Source organism: Streptomyces sp. NBC_01471, assembly GCF_041438865.1.
GTDB lineage: Bacteria > Actinomycetota > Actinomycetes > Streptomycetales > Streptomycetaceae > Streptomyces.
The window spans coordinates 4,852,495-4,866,434 of the sequence record NZ_CP109450.1; the positions used below are offsets into that span (position 1 = coordinate 4,852,495).

General features: G+C 70.1%; 14 protein-coding genes and 1 riboswitch. Of the genes, 12 read left to right on the forward strand and 2 right to left on the reverse strand.

Going from position 1 to position 13,940, the window contains the following annotated elements; all coding sequences use genetic code 11:
• The first annotated feature begins 13 nt into the window (after window positions 1-13).
• From OG285_RS21715 to OG285_RS21760, 10 genes are all read left to right on the forward strand, one after another.
• On the forward strand, window positions 14-466 hold the full coding sequence (locus OG285_RS21715; RefSeq protein ID WP_356834824.1) for a GtrA family protein: 453 nt from the start codon (window positions 14-16) through the stop codon (window positions 464-466).
• Between the two features lie 58 nt (window positions 467-524).
• Entirely contained in the window at window positions 525-1,184 is a 660-nt protein-coding gene (locus OG285_RS21720) for a SurA N-terminal domain-containing protein (RefSeq protein WP_356834822.1), read from the forward strand.
• A gap of 51 nt (window positions 1,185-1,235) precedes the next feature.
• A complete protein-coding gene (locus OG285_RS21725; protein ID WP_356834820.1) occupies window positions 1,236-2,288 on the forward strand; it encodes a nucleoside triphosphate pyrophosphohydrolase in 1,053 nt (350 codons plus the stop codon).
• Window positions 2,285-3,550: a cytochrome P450 gene (locus OG285_RS21730; RefSeq protein WP_371791955.1), complete on the forward strand. Its 1,266-nt coding sequence runs from the start codon at window positions 2,285-2,287 to the stop codon at window positions 3,548-3,550. The genes OG285_RS21725 and OG285_RS21730 overlap by 4 nt, the downstream gene beginning before the upstream one ends.
• A 136-nt stretch (window positions 3,551-3,686) precedes the next feature.
• Window positions 3,687-4,763 (forward strand): transglycosylase family protein, encoded by a 1,077-nt coding sequence (locus OG285_RS21735; RefSeq protein WP_371791956.1) that lies wholly within the window; start codon window positions 3,687-3,689, stop codon window positions 4,761-4,763.
• Window positions 4,764-5,020: 257 nt separating this feature from the next.
• Window positions 5,021-5,209, forward strand: a riboswitch (cyclic di-AMP (ydaO/yuaA leader).
• A 3-nt stretch (window positions 5,210-5,212) separates the two neighbouring features.
• On the forward strand, window positions 5,213-5,911 hold the full coding sequence (locus tag OG285_RS21740; RefSeq protein WP_356834814.1) for a transglycosylase family protein: 699 nt from the start codon (window positions 5,213-5,215) through the stop codon (window positions 5,909-5,911).
• 295 nt (window positions 5,912-6,206) lie between these two features.
• Complete coding sequence (gene eno, locus OG285_RS21745; RefSeq protein ID WP_356834812.1) at window positions 6,207-7,496, forward strand: phosphopyruvate hydratase; 1,290 nt, start codon at window positions 6,207-6,209, stop codon at window positions 7,494-7,496.
• Between the two features lie 191 nt (window positions 7,497-7,687).
• Window positions 7,688-8,164 (forward strand): septum formation initiator family protein, encoded by a 477-nt coding sequence (locus OG285_RS21750; protein ID WP_356834810.1) that lies wholly within the window; start codon window positions 7,688-7,690, stop codon window positions 8,162-8,164.
• Between the two features lie 108 nt (window positions 8,165-8,272).
• On the forward strand, window positions 8,273-8,821 hold the full coding sequence (locus OG285_RS21755; protein WP_371791957.1) for a DUF501 domain-containing protein: 549 nt from the start codon (window positions 8,273-8,275) through the stop codon (window positions 8,819-8,821).
• A 55-nt stretch (window positions 8,822-8,876) separates the two neighbouring features.
• Window positions 8,877-9,806 (forward strand): Ppx/GppA phosphatase family protein, encoded by a 930-nt coding sequence (locus OG285_RS21760; RefSeq protein WP_356834806.1) that lies wholly within the window; start codon window positions 8,877-8,879, stop codon window positions 9,804-9,806.
• A 50-nt stretch (window positions 9,807-9,856) separates the two neighbouring features.
• On the opposite strand, the gene OG285_RS21765 is transcribed toward OG285_RS21760, so the two are convergent.
• Entirely contained in the window at window positions 9,857-10,126 is a 270-nt protein-coding gene (locus tag OG285_RS21765) for a type II toxin-antitoxin system RelE/ParE family toxin (RefSeq protein WP_371791958.1), read from the reverse strand.
• Window positions 10,123-10,395: a type II toxin-antitoxin system Phd/YefM family antitoxin gene (locus tag OG285_RS21770; RefSeq protein ID WP_371791959.1), complete on the reverse strand. Its 273-nt coding sequence runs from the start codon at window positions 10,393-10,395 to the stop codon at window positions 10,123-10,125. Before OG285_RS21770 ends, OG285_RS21765 begins: the two co-directional genes overlap by 4 nt.
• 553 nt (window positions 10,396-10,948) lie before the next feature.
• Between OG285_RS21770 and OG285_RS21775 the strand changes: the two genes are divergently transcribed.
• Window positions 10,949-12,364: an NAD(P)/FAD-dependent oxidoreductase gene (locus tag OG285_RS21775; RefSeq protein WP_356834802.1), complete on the forward strand. Its 1,416-nt coding sequence runs from the start codon at window positions 10,949-10,951 to the stop codon at window positions 12,362-12,364.
• A 202-nt stretch (window positions 12,365-12,566) separates the two neighbouring features.
• Window positions 12,567-13,862, forward strand: a complete 1,296-nt coding sequence (locus OG285_RS21780) for a cyclopropane-fatty-acyl-phospholipid synthase family protein (protein ID WP_356834799.1) — start codon at window positions 12,567-12,569, stop codon at window positions 13,860-13,862.
• Window positions 13,863-13,940: the final 78 nt, after the last annotated feature.

The following is a 13,940-nucleotide window of genomic DNA, read 5'->3' on the forward strand; positions in this document are numbered from 1 at the left end:
AGCGCGCTCGCAGATGAACACCGCACGGTTGGCCCCAACGGCGAAGCTGGGCCAGCTGGTCCGCTTCGCTCTCGTCGGCGTGGTGAACACCGCCACGTACTACGGCTGTTACCTGCTTCTGCTCACGCGGCTCCCGTATCTCGCCGCGCACACCCTCGCCTTCTGCCTCAGTATGGTCGGCTCCTTCTTCATGAACGCCCGGTTCACCTACCGGATCCGGCCGACCTGGCGGAAGTTCCTCCTCTTCCCGCTGACCAACGCGGCCAACTTCGTGATCACCACCGGCGGGGTGTACCTGCTGGTGGACGTGGCCCGCTTCAGCGCCCACTGGGCGCCACTGGCCGCGGCGGCGGCAGCCATTCCGCTCACTTTCGTCATCTCACGGACGATCATGCTGCGCCCCGACAACCGGGAAGCCCCCGAATCGTTGGTCGAACCAGTGGCCCCCGCCACGCCAAGTGCCTAACATCGATCAACGCAAGGCCTTGTGCACCGAAGCACAAACTCGCCGCCAGGAGGCTCCTTTGCACCGCCGCCGTCGCACTGCGCTCTCCGTATCCGCCGCGCTCGTCGCCGCAGCCCCGCTTCTCGCCGCCTGCGGCAGCCAGCCCCATCCGGGCGCCGCGGCCGTCGTGGGCAAGGACCGGATCACGGTCGCCGCCCTCCAGACGCAGGTGAACGACGTACGCGCGGCGCAGAACAAGTCCCCGCAGGCCGCCGACCTGATCAGGAGCAGCAACAACCTCAGCGGGATGAAGCTCGGCAACATGATCTTCGACCGGGTGCTGGCGAAGGCAGCGGCGGACGCCGGGGCGAAGGTCACCCGCAAGGACATCCAGGACGCGCGCGCCCAGCTGGTCCGGCAGGCGGGCAGCGAGCAGCGGCTCCAGCAGGTCTACCTCCAGCAGAACGGCATCGCCCCCGGCCAGATCGACCAGGCGCTCCAGGAGCAGGTCACCGCCACGAAGCTGGCCGAGAAGCTGGGCGCCTCGCTCGGCACTCCGCAGGGCCAGAGCGCCGTGCTCCAGGCGATGATGAAGACGTCCAGGGCGCTGGGCGTGGACGTCAATCCGCGCTACGGGGTCTGGGACGCGAAGAAGAGCCAGCTCGGTGCGTACAAGGCGCCGTGGATCACCCAGGTCACCAAGGAGCAGGCCGCGCCGGCCGCCGGGACCGGAGCCTAGACCGACCGGCAATCGGGCGGGGCGCTTTCGGCGGCGGGGTATTTTCGACGGGTGACCGCTGAAAACACCCCTCACGCCGCCGCCCCCGCGCCCGCCGCCGTTCCCGAGGCCCTCGACGCCCCCGGCCGGGTCGTGCTGCTCACCACCAGCCACCGGGTCGCGCCGGGGCTGCTGTCCTGGCCGGCCTGGCAGCTGCTGCACACGGCGGACCGGGTGCTCTCCGCGGACGGTGACCACCCGCAGCTGCCCTATCTGCGCGAGGCGGGCGTGACGGTCGAGCACGCGGAGCCCGACGCGCACCAGCTGATCGAGGCGTGCACGGGCGGCCGCACGGTCGTCGTCCTCCCCTCGGGCGAGGGCGACCGCCGGCTGACCGACGGACTGGCACGGCTCGCGGGCAGCGGCCGGGTGCGGATGCCGGACCTGGAGCTGCTGCCCGGTTCGTACGATCTGCCGGGCGCCCGCCTGCTCGACCTGGTGCAGGTGATGGACCGGGTGCGGCGCGCATGCCCGTGGACCTCCCAGCAGACCCACCAGGGGCTCGCCAAGTACCTGATCGAGGAGGCGTACGAACTCGTCGAGGCGATCGAGGACGGCGACCGCGACGAACTGCGCGAGGAGCTGGGGGACGTACTGCTCCAGGTCGTCTTCCACGCGCGGATCGCGCAGGAGGGCACCGGGGAGGAAGGGGACGAGCCGTTCTCCATCGACGACGTCGCGGGCGGCCTGGTCGAGAAGCTGATCCACCGCCACCCGCACGTGTTCGGGGACGAGACGGCGGAGACCGCCGAGGACGTCCACGCCCACTGGAACCGCACCAAGGCGATCGAGAAGCAGCGCGCGTCGGTGACGGACGGCGTCCCGGTCGGCCAGCCGGCCCTCGCGCTCGCCGCGAAGCTGGCCTCCCGGGTGCGGGGCTCGGAACTCGACGTACCGCTCCCGGCGGGGGAGGGCGTCGGCTACCGGCTGCTCGCCCTGGCCGCGAGCGCGGAGGAGGCCGGCACCGACCCGGAGTCCGCGCTGCGCGCCGCGGCGCGGGCCTACCGGGACGCGATCCGGGCCGCGGAGAGCGCGACAGCCGGTGCGGCTACCGTCGAGGAGTGACCGACAACAGCACCGCAGGCCCGGCCCCCGCCCTTTTCACCTGGGAGTTCGCGACCGACCCGTACCCCGCGTACGCCTGGCTCCGCGAGAACGCGCCCGTCCACAGGACCGCGCTCCCCAGCGGGGTGGAGGCCTGGCTGGTGACGCGGTACGCGGATGCGCGGACGGCGCTCGCGGAGCCCCGGCTGTCGAAGAACCCCGCGCACCACGCGGAGTCCCCGCACGCCAAGGGCAAGACCGGCATTCCGGGTGAGCGCAAGGCGGAGCTGATGACGCATCTGCTGAACATCGACCCGCCGGACCACACCCGGCTGCGGCGTCTGGTCTCCAAGGCGTTCACCCCGCGCACCGTCGCGCTCTTCGCACCGCGCGTGCAGGAGCTGACGGACCAGCTGATCGACGCCTTCGTGGCGAACGGGCAGGCCGACCTCATCCACGACTTCGCCTTTCCGCTCCCCATCTATGCCATCTGCGACCTGCTCGGCGTCCCGCGCGAGGACCAGGACGACTTCCGCGACTGGGCGGGCATGATGATCCGTCACGGCGGCGGGCCGCGCGGCGGGGTCGCACGGTCGGTCAAGAAGATGCGGAACTACCTCGCCGAACTCATCCACCGCAAGCGGGAGACCCCCGGCGACGACCTCATCTCCGGGCTCATCAGGGCCAGCGACGACGGCGAGCACCTGACCGAGAACGAAGCCGCGGCGATGGCGTTCATCCTCCTCTTCGCCGGGTTCGAGACGACGGTCAACCTCATCGGCAACGGGATGTACGCGCTGCTCCGCAACCCGGACCAGCGCGAACGCCTGGAGGCCTCACTGGCCGCGGGGGAGACCGGCCTCCTCGCCACCGGGGTCGAGGAACTTCTGCGGTACGACGGGCCGGTGGAGCTGGCGACCTGGCGGTTCGCCACCGAGGCGCTGACCCTGGGCGGGGAGTCCATCGCGGAGGGCGATCCCGTACTCGTCGTGCTGGCCGCCGCCGACCGCGATCCCGCGCGCTTCACCGAGCCCGGCACGCTCGACCTCTCACGCACCGACAACCAGCATCTCGGGTACGGGCACGGCATTCACTACTGCCTCGGCGCGCCCCTCGCCCGGCTGGAGGCGCAGACCGCCCTCGCCACACTGCTGCGCCGCCTGCCGGAGCTGCGGCTTGCGGCGGAACCTGGCGATCTGCGCTGGCGCGGCGGGCTCATCATGCGGGGATTGCGCACGCTTCCGGTGGAGTTCGGTACCCGGTCCAGCGCACCACCGAACTGACGGCCTGACCGGTGCATGACTGACGGCCAGTCAAGAATGTGACTTTCATGTGATCTCCGCTGCATCGACTTGTGACTGGTGTTCGAGTGCGGCTACGTTCACCCCTCGACTCATCCGTCACACGGAAGGCCACCGCATGCGCACCGGGAACGGTCGGCACCGCCGCCCCCGTCAGGCTCCAGCTCTTGTCGTAGCGGCAGGAGTTACGGGCTCGGCCATCGCCCTTCCGCTGCTGGCGTCGACCGGCGCCCACGCGGCCGACGCCACGACCTGGGACCGGGTGGCGCTGTGTGAGAGCGGCGGCATCTGGAGCGCCGACCTGGGCAACGGGCACTACGGCGGCCTCCAGTTCTCGCAGGCCACCTGGGACAAGTACGGCGGCGGGGAGTATGCGGCCCGCCCCGACCTGGCCAGCCGCTCGCAGCAGATAGCCGTGGCCCAGAAGGCGTACGTGGCCGAGGGTGCGACCCCCTGGGCCAGTTGTGCGGCCATCGCCGGACTGACGAAGGGCGACGCGGCCACGGCGTCCGTGGATCCGGGCTCCCCGGACACCGCGAGCCCCGGTTCCGCGAAGCCGACCGGCTCCGCCAAGGACCCGGCGGACGCGGACACGGACGCGGATGCGGACGGCGGGAAGGGGGTGCCCTCCGAGGGGGCGCCGTCCGGGCAGGCGCCGTCGGGGCGGACGAGTCCGGGCCCTTCCGGTTCCCCCTCGGGTTCCCCCGCCGGATCGTCCACGCCGTCAGCGCACTCATCTCCGACATCTGACCCCTCATCGGATACTTCGGACTCTTCCGGCGATTCGGGCACTTCGGGCTCCCGGTCATCCGACACGCCCGGGCCGTCCGACTCCGCGTCATCCAGACCCTCGGACCCGGCGGCATCCGCGGACTCCCCTTCCGGCTCGCCGTCCTCCCCGGGGAGTGACGGGCCCGGCAGACACCGGGGCGGCAAGGCTGCCGACGGCACCGGTACGAGCCGCGACGAGACCGGTCGGCACGCCTCGCGCGGCGGCGCGGCGTCCCGCAATGACGCCCGTACGGACGGCAGCTACACGGTCCGCGCGGGTGACAACCTCTGGGCCATCGCGGAGGCGCACGATCTGCCCGGCGGATGGCCCGCGCTCTATGCGGCGAACCATCGGACCGTCGGAGGCGATCCGGACTTCATCGTTCCTGGCCAGAGCCTTGATCTCGACCAGAAACAGGGGTAGTTCGAGACCGTATGTCCGCTTCTGTTCGAGTGAGACATGGCTCTCGTCGGAGCGGCTGAATGTCCAGACTGTCCGCCCGGCGTACGCCGTCCCTCACCTGCGAAAACGGGTCAGGCGTGGTCGTAAACCAGGGATTTACCCGCCGATGTTCATCTTTGAATATCGGGGGGTCCTGTGATTACGGTCAGACCGCTCGCACCGCGGGCCTCTTCGATCGCCACGCCGAATCCTGCCATCGGTCGAAGGGAAGCAGTTGACGCTAAGAAGCGCCGCAGGCAGGAGCGGGGGACCCAGGTAAGCGCCGGGGCCGGCCGTCCGTTCTGAGTTTCGGAGAACGGCACGAACCGGGACCGGCTTGGGGTGAAGCTGCGCGCTAGGCCGCGCAGCCGGGCAACTCATTGGCCCGAACCCGACAGCTCACCTCGTAGGCGTCGGTGAGGAGATTCTTCATGCTGTTTTCCAGCAAGTCCAAGCACCGCCGCCCCTCGAAGGCCGTCCGTGTCGCCACGCTCGCCGGTGTCGCTGGTGCGGCCGTGGCCGTGCCGCTGATCGGTGCCACCTCCGCCTCCGCCGCCTCGGTCTCCACCTGGGACGCCGTCGCGCAGTGCGAGTCCGGTGGCAACTGGTCCACCAACACCGGCAACGGTTACTACGGTGGCCTCCAGTTCAACAACTCCAGCTGGGCCGCCGCCGGCGGTACGCAGTACGCCCCGCGCGCCGACCTCGCCACCAAGGGCCAGCAGATCGCCACCGCCGAGAAGCTTCTCGCCATGCAGGGTCCGGGCGCCTGGTCCTGTGCCGGTGCCGGCAACCTGACCAGCGGTGGCCCCAGCCCGGACGTCTCCACCGGCTCCTCCTCGTCGAGCGCCGGCCAGCAGAGCAGCCACAGCGACCAGCAGGCCGCTTCGCGCAGCGAGGCCCGCACCAGTGCGCCGGCCGCTCCGAAGCACGCCGCTCCCCGGCACGCCGCGCCCACCACGATCCAGAAGGGCGACGGCGAGTACAAGGTCAAGTCCGGCGACACCCTGGCCACGATCGCCAAGGCCGAGCACGTCAAGGGTGGCTGGAAGAAGGTCTTCGACCTGAACAAGGGCATCGTGAAGGACGCCGACCTGATCTTCCCCGGTCAGCAGCTCCACCTGAGCTGATATCAGCTCTCCCTCAGCACCCCCGGCCCGGCGCGACTCCCCCGTACGCGCCGGGCCGGGGGTCTCTCCGCCGGGAGCCGCGTCCCCGTTCGGGAGCCGGTCCGGCCGGGGCGACGGGGGCAGTGATCTGGTTACCGTCTAGTAGTTTTGCTGTCTTTCATTCCGTCATACGATCTTTTGGGCCCTTTTTCGTCCCAGGGTCCGGGCGCCCTGCCGGCTGATGCCCCCGAGCCGGTTAGGCTCTTGGCGCAAGGCCAAGAGACCCTGCGCCCATAGCGTCACATCCCAGAAGGAGATGCTAGTGCCGTCCATCGACGTCGTCGTAGCCCGGGAAATCCTGGACTCCCGAGGCAACCCCACGGTCGAGGTCGAGGTCGGCCTCGACGACGGCAGCACGGGCCGTGCCGCCGTTCCGTCCGGCGCCTCCACCGGTGCGTTCGAGGCCATCGAGCTCCGCGACGGTGACCCCAACCGCTACCACGGCAAGGGCGTCGAGAAGGCGGTCCTCGCCGTCATCGAGCAGATCGGCCCGGAGCTCGTCGGCTACGACGCCACCGAGCAGCGCCTGATCGACCAGGCGATGTTCGACCTGGACGCGACCGAGAACAAGGGCTCGCTCGGCGCCAACGCCATCCTCGGCGTCTCGCTCGCCGTGGCACACGCCGCCTCCGAGGCGTCCGACCTCCCGCTCTTCCGCTACCTGGGCGGCCCGAACGCGCACCTGCTGCCCGTTCCGATGATGAACATCCTGAACGGCGGGTCGCACGCCGACTCCAACGTCGACATCCAGGAGTTCATGATCGCGCCGATCGGTGCGGAGTCCTTCTCGGAGGCGCTGCGCTGGGGCGCCGAGGTCTACCACACCCTCAAGAAGGTCCTGAAGACCAAGGGTCTGTCGACCGGCCTCGGCGACGAGGGCGGCTTCGCGCCGAACCTGGAGTCGAACCGCGCCGCCCTCGACCTGATCCTTGAGGCCATCAAGGAGGCCGGTTACGCGCCGGGCAAGGACATCGCGCTCGCGCTCGACGTCGCCGCCTCGGAGTTCTACAAGGACGGCAAGTACGAGTTCGAGGGCGCGTCCCGCTCGGCCGCCGAGATGACCGAGTACTACGAGGACCTCGTCGCCTCGTACCCGCTCGTCTCCATCGAGGACCCGCTGTACGAGGACGACTGGGCCGGCTGGCAGGTCATCACCGAGAAGCTGGGCGCCAAGGTCCAGATCGTCGGCGACGACCTCTTCGTCACCAACCCGGAGCGTCTGGCCCGCGGCATCGAGGAGGGCTCCGCCAACGCCCTGCTCGTCAAGGTCAACCAGATCGGTTCGCTGACCGAGACCCTGGACGCCGTCGAGCTCGCTCAGCGCAACGGCTTCAAGTGCATGATGTCGCACCGCTCCGGCGAGACCGAGGACGTCACCATCGCGGACCTCGCGGTCGCCGTGAACTGCGGCCAGATCAAGACCGGCGCCCCGGCCCGCTCGGACCGCGTCGCCAAGTACAACCAGCTGCTGCGCATCGAGGAGATCCTCGACGACGCCGCGGTGTACGCGGGCCGTTCGGCGTTCCCGCGCTTCCGCGCCAGCTGACACAGCCGAAGAACAGGCGAAACGGCCGAAGAGCGAACGAAACGGCCGAAAGCGGCCGACACGGCCGAAGAACTGAATAAAGAGCTGAATCAGCTGAATCAGCAGCAAAGGCGCAGCCACGCGCAGCCGTCCCCGTACCCGGTCCCGTACCGTGTCCGGGGACGGACGTGCGTGTGTAACGGGGAGGCGGCATGGCAGGGAACCGGGACCGGTTCTCCACCGCGACCAGACTCAAGGTGCTCGGTGAGCAGACCGCGGCCCGTGTCTACCGCTCCCAGTCCAGGCGCCAGGCGCGCAGGCCCCGGCTCACCGGCCGGGCGGCGATACTGCTGATGGTGCTCTGCACCCTGGTGGTGGCACTCGCGTATCCGATGCGGCAGTACGTCTCGCAGCGTGGCGACATCGCCGACCAGCGGCGCCAGGTCAGCGAAGCGAAGGCGCGCGTCGAGGAGCTGCGGGACGAGAAGGCACGCCTCCAGGACAACGCGTACGTGGAGCGGCTGGCCCGAGAACAACTGCACTACGTGCGGCCGGGGGAGACCAGCTACACCATGATCGACCCCGACGCCCGCACCCAGCGCTCCGGCGGCAACGGCGCGGCGGACCGGCCGTGGTACTCGAACCTGTGGGACGGCGTGGACAGCGCGGACCGCACCAAGGCCCCCTAGCCCGGACAGCGCCACCCGCCCCCACCGCCACCCGCCCCACCGCCACCCGCGTCACAGTCACTCACTTCACACGCACTCACTTCACACGCACTCAGATCCAAGGCAGGCATGGAAACGCCCCCTCCGCAGACCGACCGCACCGAGCCCACCGACGCGGACATCAGCGCGTTCAAGGAGCAGCTCGGCCGACCGCCCCGCGGGCTGCGCGCCATCGCGCACCGCTGCCCGTGCGGCAACCCGGACGTCGTCGAGACGGCCCCGCGTCTGGAGGACGGCACGCCGTTCCCGACGACGTACTACCTGACCTGCCCGCGTGCGGCCTCCGCGATCGGCACGCTGGAGGCGAACGGCGTCATGAAGGGGATGACCGAGCGCCTGCGGACCGACCCCGAACTGGCCGCCGCCTACCGGGCCGCGCACGAGGACTACCTCGCGCGCCGCGATGCGATCGAGGTCCTGGAGGGCTTCCCGAGCGCGGGAGGCATGCCCGACCGGGTCAAGTGCCTGCACGTCCTGGTGGGGCACTCGCTGGCCGCAGGGCCGGGCGTCAACCCGCTGGGGGACGAGGCGCTCGCGATGCTGCCCGAGTGGTGGGCGAAGGGCCCGTGCGTGCCGCGCGCCCGGGACGGCGAGGGCTCCGCCCCGCTCGGCGACTGAAGATCCGGGCCGGGGCGGAACCCCCACCCCCTTTCACACACCGTGAGGAACCCATATGACCCGCGTCGCTGCCATTGACTGCGGCACGAACTCCATCCGTCTGCTCGTCGCGGACGCCGACCCCGCCACCGGTGAACTCGTCGACCTGGACCGGCGGATGACCATCGTCCGGCTCGGCCAGGACGTCGACCGGACGGGCCGGCTCGCCCCCGAGGCGCTGGAGCGGACCTTCGCGGCCTGTACGGAGTACGCCGAGGTCATCAAGGCCCACGGGGCCGAACACCTCCGCTTCGTCGCCACCTCCGCGTCCCGCGACGCCGAGAACCGCGACGACTTCGTCAGCGGGGTGCGCGACATCCTCGGCGTCGAACCCGAGGTGATCACCGGTGACCAGGAGGCCGAGTTCTCCTACACCGGCGCGACGAAGGAACTGGCCGGGCAGGGCGGTGAGTACCTGGTGGTGGACATCGGCGGCGGCTCCACCGAGTTCGTCGTCGGGGACGAGAACGTCAGGGCGGCCCGCTCCGTGAACATCGGCTGCGTACGGCTCACCGAGCGGCACGTCCGCCACGACCCGCCGACGCTCGGCGAGATCACGGCCATGCGCGCCGACATCGACGCCGCGCTGGACGAGGCCGCGGAGACGGTCCCGCTGTCCGGGAACCACACGCTCGTCGGTCTCGCCGGCTCGGTGACCACCGTCGCCGCGATCGCGCTGGGACTCGACGCCTACGACTCGACCGCGATCCACCACTCACGGATCACCGCGGCGCAGGTCGGCGAGATCGCCGGGACGCTGCTGATCTCGTCCCACGCCGAGCGAGCCGCGATCCCGGTGATGCATCAGGGACGGGTCGACGTCATCGGTGCGGGCGCGATGATCCTGCACTCGATCATGAAGCGGACGGGCGCCGGTGAGGTGGTCGTCAGCGAGCACGACATCCTCGACGGCATTGCTTGGCATGCCGCACTCGACGACGAGTGACCCTCTGCTGTGAGGCGGCCCGGAGTCTCAGGGCTCCGGGCCGCCTGATCTCAGATGTTGCGGTGGACGTCGCGCCGGTCGCCGATCTTGACGACGAGGATGATGAGCTCGCCGTCTTCGACCTGATAGGCGACCCGGTAGCTGTCGACCCGGAGCCGATAGAGGCCCGACGGGCCGGTGAGTTTCCTGATGTCGGCGTCCTCACGGTACGGATCGTCGCCGAGCGCGGTCAGCGCCGCCAGGATGCGCATGGCGGCAGGCCGGTCGATGGCCCGAAGTTGCCGCTGTGCGGCTGTGGTGAACCGGAACTCGTACTTCACGCCGCGTCGTCGGTGCGCTCGGTGAACAGGTCTGCCAGCAGCTCAGCCATAGGCACCGTCGGGCCGCCCTGGGCCAGGACCGCTTCCGCCTCCCGGGCCAGCAACACGTCGGCTGCTTCCTCCAGTGCGTTGAAGTCCGCGATCGGCACCACGGCCGCGACGGGCTCGCCGTTGCGGGTGATCACCGTAGGTGTGCCCTCCTCGGCACGATTGATGTGGTCCGCCAGGTGTGCGCGGGCTTCCCGTACAGTCACAGTGCTCTCGGCCATAAAGGAAGTGTACGCACGATCGTGTACACGTGCACGCCTCGGGAGTGAGTGACGCTTTGGAGGCGATGCCCGACGGGATCGCGTGGAGCCGCGCCCGCGACGTCGGGTAGCGCCGGGCGGGGCCGCTCGGGCGGCCCTCGCGGGGTCGGTCCCGGAGTCTCGATGACAGCGTTGTCAGGCTTCCGGGGCGCCTTCCGGCGCCGCCCGGGCGGCCGGTCGCGAGAAAGTTCGTGAAGTTCTTCACAAGGAATTGGGGCCTGTCGGCCGAAGTTCCGAGGACATGTGCCCCCGCAGGGTGCCCACAGGTCCCTGTTCCGCGTATCGCGGGCTGTGTCATACGTGTTGCGCGCGGATGTCGTCGGGCGGTGGTCCACTCGGCGCGACACCGTGAAGGGCAGCTCAAGAGGGGTGGACAACGTCCGCAGGGGGGTACTGGTTCCCTTGCGGAGGAGTGACCTCCGTCATGCGAGCCGCGCAGTGTAGCAGAGGTGCCCGTTGACCTTGTGAAGGGGCGCACGAGGTACCCCCTCCCAGGAGGTGGATACTCGTTGCCATGAGCACCACGGAGCGTCCCAGGATCCTCGTAGTTGGAGGCGGGTACGTAGGCCTGTACGCAGCTCGACGCATTCTCAAGAAGATGCGCTACGGCGAAGCGACCGTCACGGTCGTGGACCCGCGCTCGTACATGACGTACCAGCCCTTCCTCCCCGAAGCTGCTGCCGGCAGCATCTCGCCTCGGCATGTCGTCGTCCCGCTGCGACGCGTGCTGCCCAAGGCCGAGATCCTCACCGGCCGAGTCACCACGATCGACCAGGACCGCAAGGTCGCCACGGTCGCGCCGCTCGTCGGCGAGGCCTACGAGCTGCCCTTCGACTACCTGGTCATCGCGCTCGGCGCGGTCTCCCGCACCTTCCCGATCCCCGGCCTCGCCGAGCAGGGCATCGGCATGAAGGGCGTCGAGGAAGCGATCGGCCTGCGCAACCACGTCCTTGAGCAGCTCGACAAGGCCGACTCGACGACCGACGAGGACGTCCGCCGCAAGGCGCTCACCTTCGTCTTCGTCGGCGGTGGCTTCGCAGGCGCGGAGACCATCGGCGAGGTCGAGGACATGGCCAGGGACGCCGCGAAGTACTACACCAACGTCAAGCGCGAGGACATGCGCTTCCTGCTGGTCGACGTGGCGGACAAGATCCTTCCCGAGGTCGGGCCGAAGCTCGGCGCGTACGGCAAGGAGCACCTGGAGTCCCGCGGGGTCGAGGTCTACCTCAAGACCGGTATGGACTCCTGCGTCGACGGCCACGTGGTACTGAACAACGGCCTTGAGGTCGACGCCGACACGCTCGTCTGGACCGCCGGCGTCAAGCCCAACCCGGTCCTGGCGCGCTACGGTCTGCCGCTCGGCCCCCGCGGCCACGTGGACACCTCCGAGAAGCTCCAGGTGCAGGGCACTGACTACATCTGGGCCGCGGGCGACAACGCGCAGGTCCCGGACATGGCCGCCCGCAAGGCCGGTGTCGAGAACGCCTGGTGCCCGCCGAACGCCCAGCACGCGCTGCGCCAGGCCAAGGTGCTCGGCGACAACGTCATCTCGGGCATGCGCGGTTTCCCGCAGGGCGACTACGAGCACGCCAACAAGGGTGCGGTGGCGGGCCTCGGCCTCCACAAGGGCGTCGCGATGATCGTCATGGGCAAGATGAAGATCAAGCTCAAGGGGCGCCTCGCCTGGTACATGCACCGTGGCTACCACGGCCTCGCGGTGCCGACCTGGAACCGCAAGATCCGCGTCGTCGCCGACTGGACGCTCGCGATGTTCCTCAAGCGCGAGGTCGTATCGCTCGGCGCCATGGAGACTCCGCGCGAGGAGTTCTACGAGGCGGCCAAGCCGGCGCCCCGTCCCGCCGCGGCGAAGTCCGAAGCCGGGAAGCCGGAAGCCGCCACGAAGGCCGACGCCGAGAAGGCCAAGGCCTGACCCGGTAGCACAGCAGGTTCGTTCAGGTCCGAGGGGCCGCCCGCCATCCGTGGTGCGGGCGGCCCCTCCGACGTACCGGGACAGATGTACATGTATCCACCATGGATTTTACGCTCCCGTTACGTGGTATTGGGACTGTGGCGGCAGGCGTTCGGTGTTTACCTACTGCTGAGCCTTTTCCATCTGTACGGAGGTGTGCGCCATGGCCGACGCCGCGCTGCGGCTGACCACTCTCGCCGAGGAGCTGCTGGGAGCCCCGCTCCCGGTCCGCATCCGGGCCTGGGACGGCAGCGAGTCGGGGCCGCCGGGGACCCCCGTCCTGGTGATCCGTCACCGTCGCGCCCTGCGGCGGCTGTTGTGGAAGCCGGGGGAGCTCGGGCTGGCCCGGGCCTGGGTCGCCGGTGAGATCGATGTGGACGGCGATCTCTACGCGGCACTCGACCTGCTCGCCGGGCTGATCTGGGAGCGTGACGACCCGGCGGAGCTCAAGAAGGCGCGGCTGCCGGTGCTCGACCCGAAGCTGCGGGCCGCCGCCCGCGGCCTCCTCGACATCGGCGGGCTGCTGCCCCCGCCGCCCCCGCCCGCCGAGGAGATCAGACGCCGCCGGGGCCCGATCCACACCAAGCGCCGCGACCAGCAGGCCATCAGCCACCACTACGACGTCGGCAACGACTTCTACGAGCTGGTGCTCGGGCCCTCGATGGTCTACTCCTGCGCCTACTGGGCCGAGGACTCCACGCTGGAGAGCGCCCAGCGCGACAAACTCGACCTGGTCTGCCGGAAGCTCGCCCTCAAGGAGGGCATGCGGCTGCTCGACGTCGGCTGCGGCTGGGGCTCGATGGCCATCCACGCGGCCCGTGAGTACGGGGCGCGGGTCACCGGTGTCACCCTCTCCCGGGAGCAGGCCGCGTACGCACGCAAGCGCATCGCCGAGGAGGGGCTGACCGACCGGATCGAGATCCGCGTCCAGGACTACCGGGACGTCAAGGACGGGCCGTACGACGCGATTTCGTCGATCGGGATGGCCGAACACGTCGGTTCGGTCCGCTACCGGGAGTACGCGGACGACCTGTACGCCCTGCTCAAGCCGGGCGGCCGACTGCTCAACCACCAGATCGCCCGCCGCCCCGAGCGGGACGAATCGGCGTACGAGATCGACGCGTTCATCGACGCCTACGTCTTCCCGGACGGCGAGCTGTCACCGGTCGGCAAGACCGTGGAGCTGCTGGAGGAGGCCGGTTTCGAGGCCCGTGACGTCGAGACGCTCCGCGAGCACTACGCGCTGACCCTGCGGGAGTGGGTGGCCAATCTGGAGGCGCGCTGGGCGGAGGCGGTCCGGCTGACGAGCCCGGGCCGGGCCCGCGTCTGGCGGCTCTACATGGCCGCGTCCGCGCTCGCCTTCGAGAACAACAGGATCGGCGTCAACCAGGTGCTGGCCGTGAAGACCCCGGAGGGCGGGGCCTCGGGGCTGCCGCGCCGGGCCCGCGACTGGCGCTGACGGGCCGCGCGGTACGCAGTACGGAGGCCCGGGACACTGTCGATGTCCCGGGCCTCCCCGTCTGCGTATGACCTGCCG